Origin of the sequence: Burkholderia sp. Bp8994, assembly GCF_003853805.1 — a bacterium.
Lineage (GTDB): Bacteria > Pseudomonadota > Gammaproteobacteria > Burkholderiales > Burkholderiaceae > Burkholderia.
Map to the genome: position 1 here is coordinate 148711 of NZ_QTQH01000012.1, position 20526 is coordinate 169236.

Genomic DNA, 20526 nt, shown 5'->3' on the forward strand with positions numbered 1-20526 from the left:
AGTGAGGGAATCGCCGGCGCGCTCACGCGCGCGGCATGCCGAGCATCCGTTCGGCGACGATGTTGCGCTGGATCTCGTTGGTGCCCGCGTAGATCGGGCCGGCCTGCGCGAACAGGAAGCCGTCGAGCCAGTGGCCGAGCGTCGCGTGCTGCGCGGCCGTCTGCGGGACGACCTCGCCGTGCGCGCCGAGAATGTCGAGCGCGGTCTGGTGCATCCGCAGGTCCAGCTCCGACCAGAACACCTTGTTGGTGCTCGATTCCGCGCCGATATGGCCGCCCTTCAGCAGCCGGCTTGCGGTCGCATAGGTCGACAGCGCGTACGCCTGCGCGTCCATCCACGCCGACACCACGCGTTCGCGCAGCGTCGGGTCGCGATCCGCGCTGTCGCGGTGCGCGAGATACAGGTCGCGCAACGCCTGCGCGGTGCGCTGGAACCGCGCGGGCGAACGCAGCATCAGCCCGCGCTCGAAGCCGGCCGTCGCCATCGCGACCTGCCAGCCCGCGCCTTCGGCCGCGAGGCGGTTCTCGACCGGCACGCGCACGTCGTCGAAGAAAATCTCCGCGAAGCCCGTCTGCCCGTTGAGCTGGCGGATCGGACGCACCGTGATGCCCGGCGCGGACAGCGGCACCATCAGGAACGTGAGCCCGTGGTGACGCGACGATTCGGGATCGCTGCGGAACAGCCCGAACAGCCAGTCGGCCCACACCGCGCGGGTCGACCAGATCTTCTGGCCGTTGAGCACGTATTCGTCGCCGATGCGGATCGCCGTCGTGCGGATCGCGGCCATGTCCGAACCCGCGTTCGGCTCCGACCAGCCCTGCGCCCACACGTGCTCGCCGGCCGCCATCGCGGGCAGGAAGCGCGCCTTCTGCGCGTCGGTGCCGAAGTCCATCAGCGTCGGGCCGAGCAGGAAGATGCCGTTCTGGTTCACGCGCATCGGTGCGTCGGCGCGCCAGTACTCTTCCTCGAAAATCAGCCACTCGATCAGGTCGCAGCCGCGCCCGCCGAGTTCGCGCGGCCACGTGACCATGCTCCAGCGGCCCGAGTGCAGCGTGCGCTCCCATTCGCGGTGCGCGGCGAAGCCTTCCTCGGTATCGAAGCTCGGCAGCCGCTCGCGCGGCACGTGCGCGGCGAGCCATGCGCGGATTTCCGCGCGGAACGCCTGCTGTTGCGGCGTATAGGTCAGGTTCATGCGCGTGCCTCCTCGACGCCTGCCTGCGCGTCGAACCGCGCGTCGCGCTTCTCGACGAATGCGGCGCGCGCCTCCGTCGAGTCGTTCGTCATGTACGCCTGCAGCGTGAAGCCCTGCTCCCAGCGGTACTTGCCCTCGAGATCGCCGTCCTCGACGCCGTTCAGCGCCTCCTTCGCGAGCCGCACCATCGCCGGGCTCTTCTCTGCGATCTTGCGGGCGATCGCGAGCGCCGCGTCGCGCAACGCGTCGCGCGTCACGACCTGCTCGAGCGCGCCAAGCCGGTACGCCTCGGCTGCGTCGATCATGTCGCCGGTGAAGTACATCGCGCGCACCTTCTGCACACCGAACAGTCGTTGCAGATGCGCGCCGCCGCCCATCGCGCCGCGGTCGATCTCCGGCACGCCGAAGCGCGCGCAGTCGGCCGCGACGACGATGTCCGCCGCGCCGCAGATGCCGATCCCGCCACCGAGCACGAAACCGTGCACGGCCGCGATCACCGGCTTCGGGTTGCGGTGCACCGCGCGGAACGTCTCGTAGTTGCCGGCGTTGACCGACACGATCCGCTCCGGATGCGCGGCGAGTTCCTTGATGTCGACGCCCGCGCAGAAGCCGCGGCCTTCGCCGCGCACGACGATCACGCGCACGTCGTCGTCCTCGCCGAGCGCGTCGAGCGCGCGCGCGAGCGCATGCCAGCCCTGCGCATCGAGCGCGTTCACGGGCGGATGGGCGATCACCAGTTCGGCGATGCCGTCGGCGCGCTCGATCCGGAACGGCGTCGCGCCGCCCGGTTGATTGGATGCAGTCATCTCCAAAGCCTCCCTGTGATGTTTTTTACGCAGCCTGTGCCGCGGTCGCGCCGCGCAATGCGGCCAGCGCGTCGAGCCGCTCGCCGGCTTCCGCGACGATCCGCGCGATCAGCGCATCGCACGATTCGATCGCGCCGATCATCGCGGCCGCCTGGCCGCTCGGCAGCACGCCTTCGTCCGGCCGCCCCTCGACGATCGCGCGCTGGATCAGGAACGGCGCGTTCGCGGCCATCAGCGTCTGGCTCGCCGTGTAGTCGTGCGAGCGCAGCGCCTTGATCGCGAGGCCGAGCATGTCGCCCGTGCTCAGCCCGTTCTGTCGCCGCCACGCTTCGGCCGTCTTCAGCGCGAACCACGTGCGGCGCAGCGGGCCGAAGCGTTCGAGCTTCAGCAGATACGGGTTGTCGATCATCCGTTGCGGCAGCCCGTCGAGCGCGTCCGACACGCGGATCCGCGCCGGGTCGCCGACCGCGACGTAGCGGTCGAGCGTTTCGCGCGGCACCGGCGATTCGGCGCTCATCAGGAAACGCGTGCCCATCGCGATGCCGGCTGCGCCATACGCGAGCGCGGCCGCCAGCCCGCGGCCGTCGAAGAATCCGCCGGCCGCGACGACCGGCACCCGCACCGCGTCGAGCACCTTCGGCAGCAGCAGCGTGGTCGGCACCGAGCCCGTGTGGCCGCCGCCTTCCGCGCCCTGCACCGTCACGATGTCCGCGCCGAGCTCGACCGCCTTCGACGCGTGCTTCGGCGCGCCGACGGTCGGCATGCAGACGATGCCGGCGTCCTTGAAGCGGCGAATCGTCTTCGCGTCCGGCCCGCGGCCGTAACTGACCGCACGCAGCTGGTGCTTGATCGCGAGATCGACCACCTGTGCGGCGTTCTTCTGGAACATGTGGAAATTGATGCCGAACGGCTTGTCGGTCAGCGACTTCACCTTCAGGATCTCGGCCTCGACCTGCCCGGGTTCGAGCGTCGCGCCGGCGAGGAAGCCGAAGCCGCCCGCGTTGGCGGTCGCCGCGACTAGCCGCGCGTCGGCCACCCAGCCCATCGCGGTCTGCACGATCGGGTAGCGGCAGCCGAGCAGGTCGCACAGCGGCGTATGCAACGTCGTGCTCATGCGGCGGCTCCGTTGACGGCGGCCGGTGCCGCATCGGCCTGCGCTTCGTCGTCCGCCGGTTCCGCCTTGCGCTGCGAGCTGGCCATCTTGCGGGCGTCGTAGCCGCCGAGGCGGTCGCCACTGACGAGCTCGTTGTGCGCATGCGCGAAGTGGTGCCATGCGAACGCCGCGTCCATCGCCGCGCGCTTGCCCTGGAGTTCCTCGACGTGGTTCAGCGCCTGCTTGGTCAGCGTGAGGCCGAGGCGCGGCATCGTCGCGATCTTCGCGGCGATCGCGTAGGTTGCATCGCGCAGCCGCTCGCGCGGCACGACGCGATTGACCATGCCCATCTGATACGCGCGCTCGGCCGGCATCCGCTCGCCGAGGAACAGGAACTCCTTCGCGATGCGCGGGTTCAGCTCGTACGCATGCGCGAAATACTCGACGCCGGGAATCCCCATCCGCACGACCGGATCCGCGAAGAACGCATCCTCCGACGCGACGATCAGGTCGCACACCCATGCGAGCATCAGCCCGCCCGCGATGCACGCGCCCTGCACCATCGCGATGGTCGGCTTCGGCAGGTCGCGCCAGCGCCGGCACATCCCGAGGTACACCTCCTGTTCGCGCGCATAGAGGAATTCGCCGCCCTCCTTGTCGACGTGGTCGTACCACAGCGACGCGCGGTCGAACGACTCGTGGATGTCGCGGCCCGGCGTGCCGATGTCGTGGCCCGCCGAGAAATGCTTGCCGGCGCCCGCGAGCACGATCGCCTTCACCGCGTCGTCGTGCGCCGCGCGCCGGAACGCCGCGTCGAGCGCATACGTCATCTTCGAGTTCTGCGCGTTGTGATACTCGGGACGGTTCATCGTGATCGTCGCGATGCCGTCCTCGACCGCGTAGTCGACGACACCGTCGCCGAACGTCATCTGGGTCGCTTCCATGTCGGACCTCATCCGCGGCGCGGCGCCGGATTGTTGCGCACGATCGTCGCGCGCAGGTTGTGAGGGTCGAGCGCACGCACGATGCGCAGGTCTTCCGCATTCGGCGCGGCCGTCGTGCCGAGGTCGGGCGCCGCGATCAGCGGGAAGCCGGTCGCGTCCTGCACTTCGTCGAAGCTCACGCCCGGATGCAGCGAACGCACGCGGATCGTGTGGTCTGGCCCGCCGAAATCCATCACGCACAGGTCGGTGACGATGCTGCGCAGGTCGACGAAGGTCTTCATGCCGGGCAGCCGGCGCGCCGGGTTGTAGCCGACCGTGCACACCATGTCGACTTCGCCTGCGACGAACGTGCGCTTGCCGTGGCCGCTCACGAAGAACGAATTCGCGTGGTTCGTCGAGTTGCCGGGGAAGCCACGCGCGCCGAGCAGCTGCGTCTTCGGACGCGTGTAGTCGTCGCCGAGCCACGAGATGTTCGCCTGGCCGAAACGGTCGATCTGCGTCGGCATCACCAGCGCATGACGGCGGCCGTGCCACAGGCAGTCGAACACGCGCTCGTAGGTCATCCAGCCGCTCGCCTGCACGCGATAGCCGTCGGGACGCGGCCCGAGAGGGATCGGCGCCTCGACGAGATACGCTTCGCCGTCGGTCAGCATCAGCCCGCTGTTGTACGCGAGCCGCGCGAGGCCGGCCGCGAGCCGCGGGCCCGTGCCGATGCCGGTCGCCAGCACTTCGCCGTCGTCGCGCCAGAGTCGCGCGGACGCGACGATCATCAGTTCCGCGAGGGAATGGTCGAGAGATTCGCTCACAGGCGCTCCTTTACAGAATCGGCAACGGCAGCGTCGTCACGTGCGACAGCCCGCCGACGCCTTCGAGATACTGGCGTTCGTCCTGGCCGACCACGTCGCGCAGGTAAGCCGCCGTCTTCGCATCGTCTTCCGCGCTCGCGCAGTACGCGCGCAGGTGCGGCAGGTCCCAGCCGTAGTCCGGCCCGCACGACGTCGGGTGCGCGCCGCCCGGCGCATGCACGACGCCGGTGACGAGCGAGCGCTCGAACGGGTTGCGGCGTGCGGCGTCGAGGTCGTCGCTCGCGAGCGACGCGTCGACCGTTTCCGCCGACACGTAGCAGCGCTGCGCGGCGCGCGCCATCCACGCATCGAAGAACGGATCGGGACCGTCGATGCGCGTGTTGCCCATCCGGTCGGCCGCGTTCACATGCAGCAGCGCGACGTCGAGTTCGATCGCCGGCATCGCGAGCAGCGTTTCGCCGTCGTCGTACGGCGATTGCACCGTGCGCAGCTGCGGCGCGTGATCGAGCAGCGCGGTGCCGAGCCCGGCGCGCGTCGGCAGGAACGGCAGGCGCGCGGCGGCCGCGCGCAGGCCGAGCTGCAGCATCCCTTCGTCGAGTTCCAGCACGTCGACGCGGCCCTGTTCGCGGGCCCGGCGGAAATGCGGCTCGAGCGGAATCACGTCGAGCGACACGAAGCCGAACACCGCCTTGCGCACCTTGCCGGCCGCGCACAGCAGGCCGATGTCGGCGCCGCCGTACGCGACGATCGTCAGGTCCTTCAGGTTCGAGCGCGCGATCTCGCGCACCAGTGCCATCGGCTTGCGCCGCGGCCCCCATCCGCCGATGCCGATCGTCATGCCGTCGGCGAGTTGCGCGACCACGTCGCGCGCGGACATCGTCTTGTCGAGAGGTTTCATCGTCATCGTGCTGGCTTACCGGTATCCGATGCTGAAATCGTGGCCCCACTGGCTCACCTTCGTGGCCTCGAACACCGCATGCTTCGACCAGTCGACCGTGAGGCCGCCGAAGCCGTATTCGAGATCGAAGCCGCCGGGGGTCTTCATGTAGAACGAGATCATCTGGTCGTTGCAGTGGCGGCCGAGCGTCGCCGACATCTTCACGTCGTGCGCGGCGACCCGATCGAGCGCGCGGCCGACTTCGTCCATCGAGTCGACTTCGGCCATCACGTGCACACAGCCCGACGGCACCGCCATCTCGAACAGCGCGAGGCTGTGATGGCGCGCGTTGCGGCAGTGCATGAAGTGAATGCGCTTCTCGGGTTCGGCGGGGTCCGGCGTGAACTTCACGCGGTAGATGTCGGACAGCTCGAAGCCGAGCACGCCGCGCACGAACGCGTCGGTCGCGTCGAACTGCGGCGCGGGCAGCACCGCGTGGCCGAGCCCCATGTCGCCGGTGACGAAGCGCGCGACGCCCAGCGGCGACACGAAACGGCGGAAGTCGCAGCGCGCGCCCCAGTACAACTCGTGGCGGTTGCCGGACGGGTCGGTGCACCACGCCATCGTCTGCACGCGGCGCAGCGCGGCTTCGTCGCGCGTGGCGCGCACGGCCTCGACACCCGCCTGCCGCAGTGCCGTCAGCGCGGCGTCGAATGCGGCGCCGTCGGGCAATTCCCAGCCCGACGCGAAATAGCGGTCGGTCGCGCCGGGGACGATCACGTAGCGGAAATCGCGCTCGTCCATCTTCAGGTACAGCGCGCCGTCGGGCGCGTCGAGCACCTGCATGCCCAGCACGTCTTCCGCGTAGCGGCGCCACGCATCGACGCGGGTCGCCTCGACGACGACGTAGCCGAGCGCACGGACATCGATCATGTCGGCCTCCTCCAGGTTCAGAATCCGTTGTTCGTGAAAGGATTCTGGCCGGTCGGGGATGGCGTCACATCGTCTGTTGGGACGAGAGCGGGCGGGTCTTTCAGGACGACGCCGGCCGGGAGAGGAACGGGAATCGGACGCGCGCTAAAGCCCGGCGATACGGGTTGCAAGCGGGCGATGCGCGACGGAGAACGCGCAACGGAAGAAGGCGGGAAGCGACGGCGGATTGCCGCGACGCGGCAACCCGGCTCACTCGAACGGGTTCAGCAGCCGGACGCCGGTGCGGGCGAAATCGTCGACATTGCGCGTGACGACCGTGAGATCGTTGATCAGCGCGGTGGCCGCGATCAGCTTGTCGAGTGCGTGGGCCGGATCGGGTACGCGCAAATGGCCCCACATCTGGCTGGTCTCGAGATCGACCGGCAGGATATTCGACGCATAGCCGGACAGAATCGTCGCCATCCATGCCTCGAGCGCCGACGCCTGCGGATGATCGCCGCGATGGCGGATCAGATCGACGCCGCGCCGAAGTTCGGCCACCGTGACGATCGACAGGTAAAGCGGGCTCGCGTCGGCCTCGGCCTGCCTGAAGAACCCGCGCACGCCGCGGTTGGTTCGCTTGCCCTTCCTGATCTCGCTGATGACGTTCGTATCAATCAAAAACACGCCTGACCTCGCCGGAATCCTGAACACGTTGGAAATCCGCGTCTTCGCCGACGTCCGGCATGCTCATCAGCACTTGCGCGAATGTCCTTCGCTTCGGCCGGCCGAGCGCATCGGCCAGAATGGCCCGATGTTCGGCCTCGGCACTCCTGCCGTTCGCCGCAGCCTGCTCTCGAAGGCTCTGAACGATACTGTCATCCACGTTACGCACCAGAAGATTTGCCATGAGTCCCTCCATCCAGATTGCTATCAATGATAGCGCCAACGCGGTGAATTGCAAGCATTGCTATCATCGTCGTGATCGGACGGAAGCCGGGTGTCGGCGTTGGCCGGCGGCAGCGGACGGCATGAAGCCACCCACGTTCCGCCGTCGGCCCGACGCGTCGAACTGCTGTGATCCAAGGTAATCCAGCCGCGGCGACGAAAAAAGACGGCCGAATGGCCATTCACCGACGGGTGGTCTGCGCTGGAACGGGATGTCAGGCGCGGCGCGGCGTCGAATCCGACGCGCGCCGCACGACCATCACCAGCACCGCGACCAGAATCACGGACGCGATCGACGACATCGTGCCGGTAACGACTGCGACGAACGCCTGGGCCGGCACGGTCCAGGTGAGTGCCAGGACGATAGATTCGAGCCGGTTCGGCCGGACGTTCCGGCAGTCGAGCAACAGGCAACGGGAAGGTCTGCGGATGCGGCCACGGCACGAAAGCGTCGAACGGCCGGAGCGCGGCCGTGCCATAACGCGCGTCCCGCTCAGAACCGGTACGAGATGCCGATCTGCAGCACCGGGTACCACCGATACCGCGACATCACGCGGTTCAGTTCGTCGAGGCCGCTGGCGGTCAGAATCTGGCTCTTCTGCGGTCCGGCCGCGGCGGCGAGTTGCGGCGACAGCGTGTACGAGCAGCGCGGGATGCCGTACGCGACGCCCAGGTCGGCGACGAAACCGAGCCCCTTCGACGCCGGCCGGTGCCCGTAGCCGATCCCGACATACGGCATCACGGTCGGATAGCGTGCCTCCGCGACCGCGTACATCCCGGGGAGCGCCGGATAACGCTTGCCGGCGAACACGTAGGTCCCGTCGGTGGGCACCGACACGCCGCGGATATCGTCGTCGTTGAAGCGCAATCCGATCGTCGCGCGAAAGCCGCTGCCGCGCCACGGAAAGATGTCCGCATACAGGCCGCCTTGCCGCAACTTGATGTCGTCCTGGTAGCGGTTGCCGGCCACCGTGAAGTCATGCGTCAGATTGATCGCGTTGAAATCCGCGTGCGCGCCCAGCACCGAATTGAAGCTGACGGCCGCGCCGATGCCGACGCCCTGCGTGCCGCCCTGCAGGTAGATTTCCTGTGCGTGCGCGCCGGCCGTGACTACCATCGCCAGCGCTGCCCATTGGTTCACTGTCATTTTCACGGGCGTCCCCCCGACATGTGCCGGGCGCGCCGACCCGCCACGTGCAGCGCACGTCGCCACGCGCGGCGGGTCCCCCGGCACGACATCTTGCAAGCAAGCTTGCTGTTTGACGGATCGAGCGTACGATGCCCGTGCGTGCCGCCGATACGACGCAGCGTGTCCGGCACGACGGGCCGCTATCCCGCGGCTCGATCCGATCCCCGATATTTCGATGTCGTTACGTGCCGCTCCCGCGATTTGTCGTTGCCATCAGTCGCGATTGTGTCGAGCGGCCCCGACCTAACCGCAAGGCATGTGCCATGCGGCGCGAACCGGCACGGGACAAGCGTCGCGGCCAAACGTCCGCGGTGATGCGGGGGAGAATCGACGGAAATGTTTCAGGAACGCATCTGTTTTCGGCACGTCAGCACCGTGCCCGATGCAGCGGAGCGATGCATCGGGTGCCGCGACGCGCGCCGGGCAAGCACGCGCGGCTGTCGACACGCGCGACATCGCAACGGCGTGCAAGCACGTGTGACGTCACGCATGGCAGGAAATGTTTCATCGACGTGACCTCGCGCGAGTCGCGCGTGGTCAGGATGCGAGAAGCGCGCAGCGCGGATCAGGGTGAATACCGAGGACGGTGCGCGCGCAACCAGTTGCCGCCGAGACGGCCGTTCATGCGCTTCGACGCATGCAGGCAGGCAGTCGCTCCCGGGCGCCTGCGGCGCGAAGATCCGGGATCGATACGGCGGATTCGGCGCCGAAAGCAACCGAACGTTCGTCTGCCGGGCCCGCTCTCCCGAGCGGGCTCCGCGCATCCGCTACAACCCGTATCCGCCCGAGACGTTCAACTGCTGCCCCGTGATGTAGTTCGCGCGATCCGACGCGAGGAACACCGCCGCACGCCCGATATCGTGCGCCTTCCCCCAGCGCTTGAGCGCGAGCATCTTCTGCGTGTCGTCGATCCACGCCTGGTCGAACTGCCCCTGTTCGAGCAGCACCGGAAACATCCCGGCCTCGATCACGCCGACCAGGATCGAGTTGGCGCGAATCTCGTGACGGCCTTCCTCACGCGCGAGCCCCTTCACCAGCGCCTCGTTCGCCGCCTTCGGCGCGACCGACAAGCCGTCGCGATCCGGCCAGCGCAGATGCCCGGCCGAGCCGAGCGTGACGAACGACCCGCCGCCCGACGCACGGAAATGCGGCAACGCGGCCTTCGCCGCATTGAAGAAGCCGACCGTCTCGACCTCGATCGCACGGCGCCAGTCGTCGTGCATCATGTCGCCGATGCGACGCTGGTTCACGAACGGGCCGGCCGCCCACACGATCGTGTGCACGCGGCCGTGCGCGCCGATCGCGGCCGCGAGCCCGGCATCGATCTGCGCGGGAGCGGTCACGTCCGCGCAATGCGTGGTGGCCGCGACGCCTGCGGCGCGCACCTCGCGCGCGACGCGCTCGGCCACCTCGGCCTTGCTGCGGTAACCGAGCGCGACCGGCACGCCGGCGCGCGCGAATTCGAGCGCGACGCCCTGCCCGATTCCGCCGCTGCCGCCGAACACGAGTACCGCGCCCTGCGGAAATCCGTTGTCGTTCATCCGTTCGTCCCGTTGATTTCGTGCCGTGCGCCGGCGTTCATGCCGCCGCTTCGGTGCCCGCGCGCAGCCGGTACTTCAGCACCTTGCCGGCCGCGCTCGTCGGCAGTTGCTCGACGAACGTGAAATGCCGCGGCACCTTGTAGTTCGCCATGTTGCTGCGCGCCCAGTCGTTCAGTGCGTCGGCATCGATGTGCGCGCCGGGACGCAACACGACATACGCATGCCCGACCTCGCCGAGCCGCGTATCGGGCACGCCGACCAGCGCGACCTGCGCGATCGCCGGATGCGCGGCCAGCAGCCGCTCGATCTCGGCCGGATAGCAGTTGAAGCCGCCGACGATGAACATGTCCTTGATCCGGTCGGTGATCTTCAGGTTGCCGTTCGCGTCGACACAGCCGAGGTCGCCGGTATGCAGCCAGCCGTCGGCGTCGACGGCTTCGCGCGTCGCATCCGGCTGGTTGAAGTAGCCGCGCATCACGTTGTAGCCGCGCACCCAGATCTCGCCGGTCTCGTCCGGCCCGAGCGCCGCGCCGTCCGGCCCCGCGATGCGCAGCTCGACACCCGGCATCGGGCGGCCCGACGTACAGGCGACCGTCTCCGCGTCGTCGCCGTGGCGGCACAGCGTCGCGAACCCGCACGATTCGGTCAGTCCGTAGCCGGTCAGCACGGTCTCGAAGCCGAGCTCGGCGCGCATCCGCTCGATCAGGCTCGGCGCGATCGCGGCCGCACCCGTCACCGCGATCCGCAGCGACGACAGGTCGCGCGTCGCGCGATCGGGCGCATCGAGCAGCGCGTAGTACAGCGTCGGCGGGCCGGGCAGCACCGACACGCGTTCGTCGGCGATGCGGCGCAAGACGTCGGCCGGCTGGAACACGAGATGCGGCAGCACGGTCGCGCCGCTCGACAGCGCGGCGAGCCAGCCGGCCTTGTAGCCGAACGTATGGAAGAACGGATTGACGATCAGGTAGCGGTCGTCCCGGCGCACGCCGGCGATCGTCGCCCACGCCTGCGCGGCGCGCAGGTTCTGCCCGTGCGCGGTCATCACGCCCTTCGGGCGGCCCGTCGTGCCGGACGTGAACATCAGGTCCATCACGGTATCCGGCGTCACCTGCGCCTCCCGCTCGCGCACGGCGGCGAGCGGCACCGCCGCGCCGCGCGCGAGGAATGCATCCCAGGTTTCATCGTGCGCGCCGGACGGCGGCTCGCCGTCGAACACGACGACGCGTTCGAGCGTCGCGGGCCGGTGCGGCGCGAGCAGCGCCGGATAGGATTCGCCGAGGAAGGTGCCGCAGCAGAACAGCAGCCGCGCGCCGCCGTCGTGCAGGATGCCGCCCACCTCCATGCCCTTCATCCGCGTGTTGACCGGCACGAGGATCGCGCCGACGGTGTGGATCGCCAGCGCCGCGACGATCCATTGCGGCAGGTTCGGCGCCCATACGGCGATCCGATCGCCGGCGTCGATGCCGCTCGCGAGCAGCGCGCGCGCCGCCTCGAGACGCGCCGCATCGAGTTCCGCGTAGGTCAGCCGGCCGTGCTCCGACTCGATCGCCGGATGCGCGCCGTGGCGCGCGGCAGCCCGCGCGATCAGCGCGGGCGTGGTGAGGATTTCGTTGTCCATCGTCATATGCGTCGAAACAGGGTTGCCGTCGGTGCCATCGACACGTCGCGGCTCAATCGGGGAACACCACGCGCAGCGCGTCGCTCGCGGGCCGCGCGCAGCAGGCGAGCGTCCAGCCCGCCGCGATCTCGTCGTCGTCGAGCACGTGGTTGCTGTCGAGCGTCACCGCGCCGCGTTCGACGCGGCACATGCACGCGCCGCACTGCCCCATCCGGCAGGAATTCGGCGCAGGCAGGCCGGCGCGCAGCATCGCGTCGAGCAGCGTTTCGCCGGGCGCGCTGTCGAACGCGAACGCCTCGCCGTCGAGCACCGTCTCGATCGCCGCGCCTTCACCGTCGCCGTCGCGATCGTCGTCGCCGGACGCCGCCGCCGTTGCGGTCGATGCCGCCGGATCGGCCTGCGCCGGCGCATCGGGCAGCGACGCGAAGCGCTCGACATGCACGCGCGCACGCGGCAGCCCGAGGCCGAGCATCGCGGCGAGCGCGTTCTCCATGAACAGCGCCGGCCCGCAGATGAACGTCTCCTGCTGGCTGAACGGCCGCGCGAGTTCCTCGAAATGCCGCTGCAGCGGCACGCCCTGCACGCTGTCGAGCCAGTGGATCACGCGCAGGCGGCCCGGGTGGCGGTGCGCGAGCTGCCGCAGTTCGTCGCGGAAAATCACCGCGCGCTCGTCGCGGTTCGCATAGATCAGCGTCAGCATCCCGCGGCCGTGCACCAGCGCCGATTTCAGGATCGACAGCACCGGCGTGATGCCGCTGCCGCCCGCGAACAGCAGCAGGTCGCCGTCGAGCGTGCGCGGCGTGAAGACGCCGGCCGGCGGCAGCACGTCGAGCGCATCGCCCGCGCGAATGCGGTCGCACAGCCAGTTCGACGCACGGCCGTCGCGCACGCGCTTGACGGTGATCTTCGGCGCCGCGTCGATGCCCGGCGCGCTCGACAGCGAGTAGCAGCGCGCGACGGTCGAGTCCGTGCATGGCACGTTCAGCGTCAGGAACTGGCCGGGCCGATACGCGAACGCATCGCGCAACGCGGCGGGCACGTCGAACACGAACGAGCACGCGTCGTCGCTTTCGGCGATGACGTCGGCCACGGTCAGCCGGTGAAAACGGGGATCGCTCATCGCCGGCTCCTCATGCAGTGCGAGCCGCGCCGGCCGCACCCGCCGAAGCCGTATGCCAGCCGGCTTCTCCCGCACGGCACCGCGCGTCGTTCGACGCCAGCGCCAGCGCTGGCGCTGGCGCAACACCGGCGAACGCGTTCAGCACCTGCGTTTCCGCCGCGCCGATCAACTGCACGAACTCGTGCACGATCGTTGTGTCCGCACCATTCTCGATATTGCGGTTCAATCTGCGTGTCATGGATCGTCTCGTTCCGATGCGGAAAAACGCGCACCGCCGTCACGCGGCCGCGCGGGCCGCGGGCGCGCCGGGCGTCGTGTACGCACCGTCGAGATAGACGAGCGGATCGACGTCACCGCTCATCAGCACCTCGCGAATGCGCCCGATGAACACCGTATGCGTGCCGTATTCGAAGCGGCCGTCCTGCTCGCACACGAGGCTCGCCTGCGAATCGTGCAGATACGGCACACCCAGCGGCGACGTGTGCCACTCGCCGGTCGTGAAGCGCGCCTCGCCCTTCAGACGGCCGCTGCAATCGATCGCGATGCCTTCATGCCGTGCCGACAGCACGTTCACGCAGAACGGTGCCCCCGCATCGAGCGGCGGATACAGCGACGCATTGCGGTTGATGCAGATCAGCAGCGACGGCGGATCGGTCGACAGCGAATCGACCGCCGTCGCGGACATCGAGTAGCGCCGGCCGTCGTGCGCGCTGCTGATGACCGTGACGGAGCGCGCGAGGCGGCGCATCGCGAGCAGCATGTCGGTGCGCAGCGGATGGGTGGTGAGATCGCTCATGGTTGGACTCCGTCAAGTTCTGTCGTGGACGGCCGGGCTGACCGGCCGCCGGCGTCGGCCGCTTGCGCGGCCAGGTGGTCGGCGGCGATGAACCCGAAGGTCATCGCCGGACCAAGCGTCGAGCCCGCGCCGGGGTAGCTCGCGCCCATCACCGATGCACTGGTGTTGCCGATTGCATAGAGGCCGTCGATCGGCGCGCCGTCGGCGCGCAGCACGCGCGCCTGCGCGTCGGTGACGAGCCCGCCCTTCGTGCCGATGTCGCCTGCGTCGATCCGCACCGCGTAGAACGGCGCCTCGTCGACCGGCCCGAGGCACGGATTCGGCCGGTTCTTCGGATCGCCGTAGTACGTGTCGAACAGGTTGTCGCCCTTGCCGAACGCTTCGTCGATACCGGTTGCCGCGTAACGCGCCATGTCGCGCAGCGTGTCGTGCAGCCCGGCCGCATCGACGCCGATCCGCACGGCGAGCGCATCGATCGTGTCGGCTTTCACGAGCACGCCGCGAAACGCGTCCGGAATGCGGGAATCGGGCATCATCGACGCCGGCATGATCGGCCCGCACGGATACTTGCGGCGAAAGCGCGCGTCGAACACCATCCACGCCGGCACGCACGCGCCGGTGCGCGCATGGTCGCGATACATCGCCGGCACGAATTCCGAATACGGCGCGGCTTCGTTGACGAAGCGCTTGCCGAGACCGTTGACGATCACGCAGCCGGGCAGGTTGCGCTCGACGAACAGCGCGCGTTGCTTCTCCTCGCCCGCGACGCCGACCGTAGGCGCGCCCCATACGTGTTCCATCAGCGCAAGCGCGCCGCCGAGCCGGTGGCCTTCGGCGATCGCGTCGCCGGTGTTGGCCGGCGGCGTCGCGCTCCATTGCATCTGCGTCGGTTGCGGCAGGTAGCGTTCGCGCATCGGCTGGTTGCGCTCGAAGCCGCCCGCGCCGAGGATCACGCCGCGCCGCGCGGCGATCGTCACCGGCTGCCCGAAGCGCTGCGCGCGCACGCCCGTCACGCGGCCGTCGACGTCGAGCAGGTCGCGCATCGGCGTGTCGAGCCACACGGGCACGTTGCGCTCGAGCAGCGCGCGGCGCAGCCCGCCGATCAACGCGTTGCCGAGCGTCAGGCGCCGGTCGCGCCGCGTGCGGCGGCGCACGCCGAAATCGAGCCAGTAGCGGCCGAACTGCGCGATCGCGAGCCTCATGAAGCCCGGCCCGCGCGAGAACAGCGTGTGCGCCTCCTTCGACGTCACGGCGACGCGGCCGCCGATCAGCGTGCCGGGCGACGGCGGACGCAGCCGGTCGAGTTCGTCGCCGAGCAGCCCGCCGTCGAACGGCAGCGGATCGAGCGCGCGATAGCCCGGCATCGCGCCCGGCAGCTTCTGGAAATAGTCCGCGTACTTCGGCAGCGCCTGGTAGCGCACCGGCGTCTTCGTTTCGAGGTAGCGCAGCATCTCGGGCGCCTGGTCGAGATACGCGTCGAGCCGCTCGCGCGACGATGCGCCGGCCGTGCACGCGTCGAGATAGCGGCTCGCAGCCTCGCGCGTGTCGGTCGCGCCGAGTTCCGCGATATGGTGATTGCACGGCACCCAGATGCCGCCGCCCGAGACCGCCGACGTGCCGCCGTACAGCGCCGTCTTCTCGATCACGACGACGGACAGCCCGCGGTCGGCCGCGCGGCACGCCGCGAGCAGCGCGCCCGCGCCCGAGCCGACGACCACGACGTCGAACACGTATTGCTGCGCTTGCGTGTCGTTCATCGCCGCCTCGTCAGATGAAGTAGTCCGTGTTCTCGCGGCCGAGCATCACGGCGCCGAGGTTCTGGCCGAAGCGGTCCACGTTGTTCGCGTAGTGCGCGCGGGCCGCGTGCAAGTCGAGGAAGCGGCGCACCAGCGGATTGCGGTGATAGATGCCGTTGCCGCCCGCATAGCGCAGCAGCGCGTTCGCGGCCTGCGCGCAACGCTCGGCGACCTGCGCGGACTGGTAGCGGAAATGCACGCGTCGCTCGATCGACACGGCCGGGCCGCCCGTCACCGACGCCATCAGTTCCGCGAAATTGCGCTTGAGCAGCACCTTCATCTCATCGATCGCGACGGCCGCGTTCGCGCACGCGTTCTGCGCGCCCGGATCGTCGGTCGTCTTCGTGCCGCTGTTGGCCGACACGCGCGTGGCCGCATAGCCGGTGAAATCGTCGAGCGCGCCCTGCAGCGCGCCGATGCACGACGTGCACACCGCGCGCACGAAGATCTGCGCGAACGGCAGCCTGAACAGCGGCGCGTCGTTGACGGCCAGGCCCGGGCTCGTGCCCATCATTCCGTCGATCGCCTTGTGCGTGCGGTACGCGGGCACGAACACGTCGTCGACGACGATGTCGTGGCTGCCGGTCGCGCGCAGGCCGAGCACGTCCCAGTCCTGCTGGATCCGGTAGTCGGATTTCGGCAGCAGGAAGGTGCGGTATTCCGGCGGCTGGCCGGCCTCGGCCGGCGGCACCAGCGCGCCGAGGAACACCCATTCGCACAGCTCGCTGCCGCTCGAGAACTTCCAGTGGCCGGACAGCCGGAAGCCGCCTTCGACCGGCGTCACGCGGCCGACCGGCATGTAGGTCGACGCGATCAGCGTCGCGGAATCCTTGCCCCACACGTCCTGCTGCGCGCGCTCGTCGAACAGCGCGAGCTGCCAGTTGTGCACGCCGACGACGCCGTACACCCATGCCGTCGACATGCAGCCGCGCGCGAGCGCCATCTGGATGTCGAAGAAGGTTTGCGGATCGAGCTCGTAGCCGCCGTAGCGTTTCGGTTGCAGCACCTTGAAGAAGCCGGCGGCCTGCATGTCGGCGATCGTCTCGGCCGGGATGCGGCCCTGCGCTTCCGCCTGCGCGGCGCGGCCGGCCAGCGTCGGCGCGAGCGCCTCGGCCCGGGCGATCAGCGTGGCGGCCAATGCGTTCGAATCGTTGTCGCGATGCACGAATGTCTCCTGTGATACGGAGCGCGCGCGGCGGCGCCCACCCCGGTCTCTCTTTAAGTGATTCGTCGCGGGCGGCGCCGCGAGCGAGGGTCCCTGCCGACGATGGTCGGCTTCGCGCGGCCGCGCCGCATCGTCCGAAGGGACGACGGGCGCGGCGTGGCGCGACACGCCTCGCCTTATGCGCAGGCGCGCTCCTGTTCCTTGTTGAAGAACGGGATCACGTGCTCGCCGATGTTGCGGATCGTCTCCATCTGCGCGTCGTGCGGCACCGTGCCCATCTGGCACAGGAACAGCACTTCGTCGACGCCCGCTTCCTGCAGGCGGCCCACGTAGCCGATGCAGTCGTCCACCGTGCCGTACGCATGGTTCGGGTTCATCATCGCGAGCGCCGGATCGGCGAAGTTCACGACGACTTCCTCCGACGCGAAGCGCGAGCGGATCACCATCTCGCCGGTATCGGCCTGCACGAGGTCGTCGCCCCACTTCGCCGGGTCCGGACGCTCGCCGCCCGTGTACCAGTACGCGAGCGATTCCATGAAGTAGCGCTGGCCACGGATGCCGATCTTGCGGGCCTTCTGGCCGTCGGCCATCACGACCGTCGGGCACAGCGCCGCGAGGTGCTGGGTCGGGCGGAAGCCGACCTGGTCTTCCGGCTTGCGGTTCGCCCACGCTTCGCGATAGATCGCGTTCTTCTTCGCGACCTCATCGGGCCCGCCGAAGCCGAGCACCAGCGCGCCCATACCGCGCTGGCCGGCGCGCAGCAGCGCGTCGGTGTTCGTGCAGGCGAGGTACATCGGCGGATGCGGATCCTGGAACGGCTTCGGATGGATCGGACGCTTCGGAATCTTGATGTACTTGCCGTCGTGCTCGATCTCGTCCTGCACGAACATCTTCGGCACCAGGTACATCGACTCGTCGATCATCGGCTGCAGTTCGTTGAGGTCGTAGCCGAACGCGCCCGCTTCCTGCTGGCTGCCGCCCTTGCCGACGCCGAAATGCACGCGGCCGCCCGACAGGATGTCGAGCAGCGCGACGCGCTCGGCGACCTTGATCGGATGGTTCATCGCCGGCGGCAGGCACACGACGCCGTGACCGAGGCCGATGCGCGTCGTGCGGCCGGCCAGGTACGCAAGGAAGGTTTCCGGCGCGCTCATGTGCGCATAGTTGGTCAGCGACGTGTGCTCCACGCACCAGATCGTGTCGAAACCGACCTGCTCGGCCAGCAGCGCCTGTTCGACCGTCTCCTTGAACACCCGGTGGTCGCCCTCGCGCGATGCGTCGGTGGTCTGGGCTTCGTAGATGAGGGAAAACTTCATTGCGTGCGTCTCCATGTATGTTGGACGAGTCGGGGTCGCGCAGGCCGCCCGCACGATACGGACGAATAGCGACGGTCCACGGATGGGAGTGTCGGCGCGCGGGCCCGCCCGGGCATCGTCTGTTTGGAGTAACGGCACGCATGCGGGGACAGAGGGGTTTCACCGTCGTCCGATCGGACTGCGTCGCGGCCGGCACCGCGCGCTAGCATCGAACGACGGTGCGGTGCGCGCCGGGCACATCACGACAAGGGAGAGAGGGAATGAAGGTATCGATGCTGCTGTACCCGGTCGACGACATCGACACGGCGCTGCCGCTGTTCGTCGACGGACTGGGCCTGAACGTGAAGTTCCGCGACGGCGACCGCTATTGCGCGCTCGACGGCGGCCCGCTGACGATCGCGCTGGTCGCCGGCGACGAGCAGATCGTCGAGCGCGCGGCGCTCACGCTGCGGGTCGATGAGGATGACGACCTTTACGCGGCGATGGCGCGGGTCGTGAAAGCCGGTGCGTCGGTGCGCGTGCCGGTGCAGGCCGGCCCGCACGAATACCGCGCGGTGCTGGAGGACAGGAACGGCGCGCTGCTGGTGCTTTCGCAGAAACGCGCGGCATGACACGGCGGTGCGTGGTGCGTGGTGCGTGGTGCGTGGCGCGCGGACCGGCCGGCGGGGACCCGGCCGGATGCCGCGCGACGCGTCGCTGTCCGATAACAACGTGCGCTACGCGCCTTGATCGACCGCGCCGGGCGCGCGCAGGTCGCTGGTTTCCGGTAGCTCGAGCAGCGTGCCGGCCGGCTGGCCGAGCCGCTTCGCGGCGCGCGCGATGCATTCGACGTCGGGCAGCGCGGGCGGCCGGTCGCCGTTCAGCGCATCGATGCATCTTCCCGATGACCACCGGAATCGGTACCATCGAGTGCTCGTAGACCGGCCGTGCGCCGGCGCGCGCCCGCTGTTGGCGGGCCGCGCCGCCCGTCGCGTCGCCGCCGCGCCGGTCGCCGCACTTCCCGTTTCGTCATGTCCCGCGAACCCTCACACTCCGCGCTGCTGTGGATCGTCGCCGCCGCGTTCTTCATGCAGTCGCTCGACACCACGATCGTCAACACCGCGCTGCCGTCGATCGCACAAAGCCTGCATGCGTCGCCGCTCGCGATGCAGCCGGTCGTGGTCGTCTATACGCTGACGATGGCGATGCTCACGCCGGCGTCCGGCTGGCTCGCCGACCGCTTCGGCACGCGCCGCGTGTTCTCGCTCGCCATCCTGGTGTTCTCGCTCGCATCGATCGGCTGCGCGGCGTCGCACACGCTCGGCCAGCTCGTCGTCGCGCGCGCCGTGCAGGGCATCGGCGGCTCGATGCTGCTGCCGATCGGGCGGCTCGCCGTGCTGCGCCGCGTGCCGGGCGAGCGGTACGTCGCGGCGATCGCGTTCGTGTCGATCGCCGCGCAACTCGGCCCGATCGTCGGGCCGACGCTCGGCGGCTGGCTCACGCAGGCGATTTCCTGGCACTGGGTGTTCATCGTCAACGTGCCGGTCGGCATGGTCGGCTTCATCGCGGTGCAGCGCTTCCTGCCGCACGACCAGGCGATGCAGCCGCCGCCGTTCGACTTTATCGGCTGCGCGCTGCTGTCGGTCGCGATGATCGCGTTGTCGCTAGCGATCGATCCGCCGATGCGCGCGCACCGCGCCGGCTGGGCGATCGGGCTGGCCGTGCTCGGCGTGGCAAGCGCGCTCGCGTACCTGCCCCATGCGCGGCGGCGCGCGCAGCCGCTGTTCCGGCTCGGGCTGTTCCGCGAGCCGAACTTCGGCGCGGGGCTGCTCGGCAACCTGCTGTGCCGGATCGGCACGAGCTCGGTGCCTTTCATGCTGCCGCTGCTGATGCAGGTGCAGCTCGGCTATACGCCGCTGCAGTCGGGGATGATGCTGCTGCCGGCCGCGATCGCCGGCGTGATCGCGAAACGCTGGATCGCGCCCCTCGCGAAACGCTTCGGTTATGCGACGTTCCTGGTCGTGAACACGGGGATCGTCGGTGGCGCGATCGCCGGGTTCGCGCTGGTGTCGGCCCGGCCCGCGCCGGTGCTGGAGATGGCGTTGCTGGTCGTGTTCGGCGCCGCGAACTCGATGCAGTTCGCCGCGATGAACGCCGTGACGCTCAAGGGCCTGTCGCACGCCGACGCCGGCAGCGGCAACAGCCTGTTCACGATGATGCAGATGCTGGCGATGGGGCTCGGCGTATCGATCGGCGGCGGGCTCGTGAACCTGTTCGCCGCGCATTGGGGCTCGATGGCGAACGGCTTCATGCTGTCGTTCGTCTGCATGGGCGCGGTCACGCTGCTGTCGTCCGTCGTGTTCCGGCGGATCGATACCGCCGCGCCGCCACGGCCGGTCGCGCCGCGGCCGTCCGCGTAAGCGCCGCC

21 protein-coding genes and 1 pseudogene are annotated in these 20526 nt (G+C 69.3%); 2 read left to right on the forward strand and 20 right to left on the reverse strand.

Annotation, left to right across the window (positions count from 1 at the left end):
• Positions 1 to 22: 22 nt before the first annotated feature.
• The 19 genes from DIE04_RS15390 to DIE04_RS15485 form a co-directional block, all read right to left on the reverse strand.
• Positions 23 to 1192, reverse strand: a complete 1170-nt coding sequence (locus DIE04_RS15390) for an acyl-CoA dehydrogenase family protein (protein WP_124484684.1) — start codon at positions 1190 to 1192, stop codon at positions 23 to 25.
• Complete coding sequence (locus tag DIE04_RS15395) at positions 1189 to 1998, reverse strand: enoyl-CoA hydratase family protein (RefSeq protein WP_124484683.1); 810 nt, start codon at positions 1996 to 1998, stop codon at positions 1189 to 1191. Before DIE04_RS15395 ends, DIE04_RS15390 begins: the two co-directional genes overlap by 4 nt.
• A gap of 25 nt (positions 1999 to 2023) precedes the next feature.
• Positions 2024 to 3112: a nitronate monooxygenase family protein gene (locus tag DIE04_RS15400; protein WP_044845672.1), complete on the reverse strand. Its 1089-nt coding sequence runs from the start codon at positions 3110 to 3112 to the stop codon at positions 2024 to 2026.
• Positions 3109 to 4035, reverse strand: a complete 927-nt coding sequence (locus DIE04_RS15405; RefSeq protein WP_124522809.1) for an enoyl-CoA hydratase — start codon at positions 4033 to 4035, stop codon at positions 3109 to 3111. Before DIE04_RS15405 ends, DIE04_RS15400 begins: the two co-directional genes overlap by 4 nt.
• Before the next feature lie 8 nt (positions 4036 to 4043).
• Positions 4044 to 4841 (reverse strand): CoA-transferase subunit beta, encoded by a 798-nt coding sequence (locus DIE04_RS15410; protein ID WP_124522811.1) that lies wholly within the window; start codon positions 4839 to 4841, stop codon positions 4044 to 4046.
• A gap of 10 nt (positions 4842 to 4851) precedes the next feature.
• The gene (locus tag DIE04_RS15415; protein ID WP_124521988.1) at positions 4852 to 5745 is read right to left on the reverse strand and encodes a CoA transferase subunit A; all 894 of its coding nucleotides are present in this window, start codon (positions 5743 to 5745) and stop codon (positions 4852 to 4854) included.
• Between the two features lie 9 nt (positions 5746 to 5754).
• Complete coding sequence (locus tag DIE04_RS15420) at positions 5755 to 6651, reverse strand: VOC family protein (protein ID WP_124521990.1); 897 nt, start codon at positions 6649 to 6651, stop codon at positions 5755 to 5757.
• Positions 6652 to 6900: 249 nt separating this feature from the next.
• Positions 6901 to 7317: a type II toxin-antitoxin system VapC family toxin gene (locus DIE04_RS15425; RefSeq protein WP_185500362.1), complete on the reverse strand. Its 417-nt coding sequence runs from the start codon at positions 7315 to 7317 to the stop codon at positions 6901 to 6903.
• The gene (locus DIE04_RS15430; protein WP_014899176.1) at positions 7304 to 7540 is read right to left on the reverse strand and encodes a FitA-like ribbon-helix-helix domain-containing protein; all 237 of its coding nucleotides are present in this window, start codon (positions 7538 to 7540) and stop codon (positions 7304 to 7306) included. Before DIE04_RS15430 ends, DIE04_RS15425 begins: the two co-directional genes overlap by 14 nt.
• A gap of 253 nt (positions 7541 to 7793) precedes the next feature.
• Complete coding sequence (locus DIE04_RS15435) at positions 7794 to 7985, reverse strand: hypothetical protein (RefSeq protein WP_260426906.1); 192 nt, start codon at positions 7983 to 7985, stop codon at positions 7794 to 7796.
• A gap of 86 nt (positions 7986 to 8071) precedes the next feature.
• The gene (locus tag DIE04_RS15440; RefSeq protein WP_124521992.1) at positions 8072 to 8725 is read right to left on the reverse strand and encodes a hypothetical protein; all 654 of its coding nucleotides are present in this window, start codon (positions 8723 to 8725) and stop codon (positions 8072 to 8074) included.
• A gap of 809 nt (positions 8726 to 9534) precedes the next feature.
• Positions 9535 to 10308, reverse strand: a complete 774-nt coding sequence (locus tag DIE04_RS15445; protein ID WP_124522814.1) for an SDR family NAD(P)-dependent oxidoreductase — start codon at positions 10306 to 10308, stop codon at positions 9535 to 9537.
• 37 nt (positions 10309 to 10345) lie between these two features.
• Positions 10346 to 11932, reverse strand: coding sequence for a FadD3 family acyl-CoA ligase (locus tag DIE04_RS15450; RefSeq protein WP_124521996.1), 1587 nt, complete (start codon positions 11930 to 11932; stop codon positions 10346 to 10348).
• Positions 11933 to 11978: 46 nt separating this feature from the next.
• Positions 11979 to 13046: a ferredoxin--NADP reductase gene (locus DIE04_RS15455; protein WP_124484674.1), complete on the reverse strand. Its 1068-nt coding sequence runs from the start codon at positions 13044 to 13046 to the stop codon at positions 11979 to 11981.
• Positions 13047 to 13056: 10 nt separating this feature from the next.
• Positions 13057 to 13272: a hypothetical protein gene (locus DIE04_RS15460; protein ID WP_124492192.1), complete on the reverse strand. Its 216-nt coding sequence runs from the start codon at positions 13270 to 13272 to the stop codon at positions 13057 to 13059.
• Positions 13273 to 13323: 51 nt separating this feature from the next.
• Positions 13324 to 13842 carry a flavin reductase family protein gene (locus DIE04_RS15465; protein ID WP_044845681.1) on the reverse strand — a complete coding sequence of 173 codons (519 nt, stop codon included), beginning with the start codon at positions 13840 to 13842 and terminating at the stop codon, positions 13324 to 13326.
• Positions 13839 to 15599: an FAD-dependent oxidoreductase gene (locus tag DIE04_RS15470; protein ID WP_124521998.1), complete on the reverse strand. Its 1761-nt coding sequence runs from the start codon at positions 15597 to 15599 to the stop codon at positions 13839 to 13841. The genes DIE04_RS15465 and DIE04_RS15470 overlap by 4 nt, the downstream gene beginning before the upstream one ends.
• A gap of 10 nt (positions 15600 to 15609) precedes the next feature.
• Positions 15610 to 16803, reverse strand: a complete 1194-nt coding sequence (locus DIE04_RS15475) for an acyl-CoA dehydrogenase family protein (RefSeq protein ID WP_124522000.1) — start codon at positions 16801 to 16803, stop codon at positions 15610 to 15612.
• Between the two features lie 176 nt (positions 16804 to 16979).
• Complete coding sequence (locus tag DIE04_RS15485) at positions 16980 to 18119, reverse strand: LLM class flavin-dependent oxidoreductase (protein WP_044845714.1); 1140 nt, start codon at positions 18117 to 18119, stop codon at positions 16980 to 16982.
• A gap of 260 nt (positions 18120 to 18379) precedes the next feature.
• Here DIE04_RS15485 and DIE04_RS15490 point away from each other — a divergent pair, with 260 nt between their 5' ends.
• A complete protein-coding gene (locus tag DIE04_RS15490) occupies positions 18380 to 18730 on the forward strand; it encodes a VOC family protein (protein WP_124484670.1) in 351 nt (116 codons plus the stop codon).
• 105 nt (positions 18731 to 18835) lie between these two features.
• On the opposite strand, the pseudogene DIE04_RS30155 reads toward DIE04_RS15490, so the two are convergent.
• Positions 18836 to 18982, reverse strand: a pseudogene (locus DIE04_RS30155) (LysR family transcriptional regulator); the annotation flags it as partial.
• A gap of 147 nt (positions 18983 to 19129) precedes the next feature.
• Here DIE04_RS30155 and DIE04_RS15500 point away from each other — a divergent pair.
• Positions 19130 to 20518, forward strand: coding sequence for a DHA2 family efflux MFS transporter permease subunit (locus DIE04_RS15500; protein ID WP_124484669.1), 1389 nt, complete (start codon positions 19130 to 19132; stop codon positions 20516 to 20518).
• The last annotated feature ends 8 nt before the right edge of the window (positions 20519 to 20526 follow it).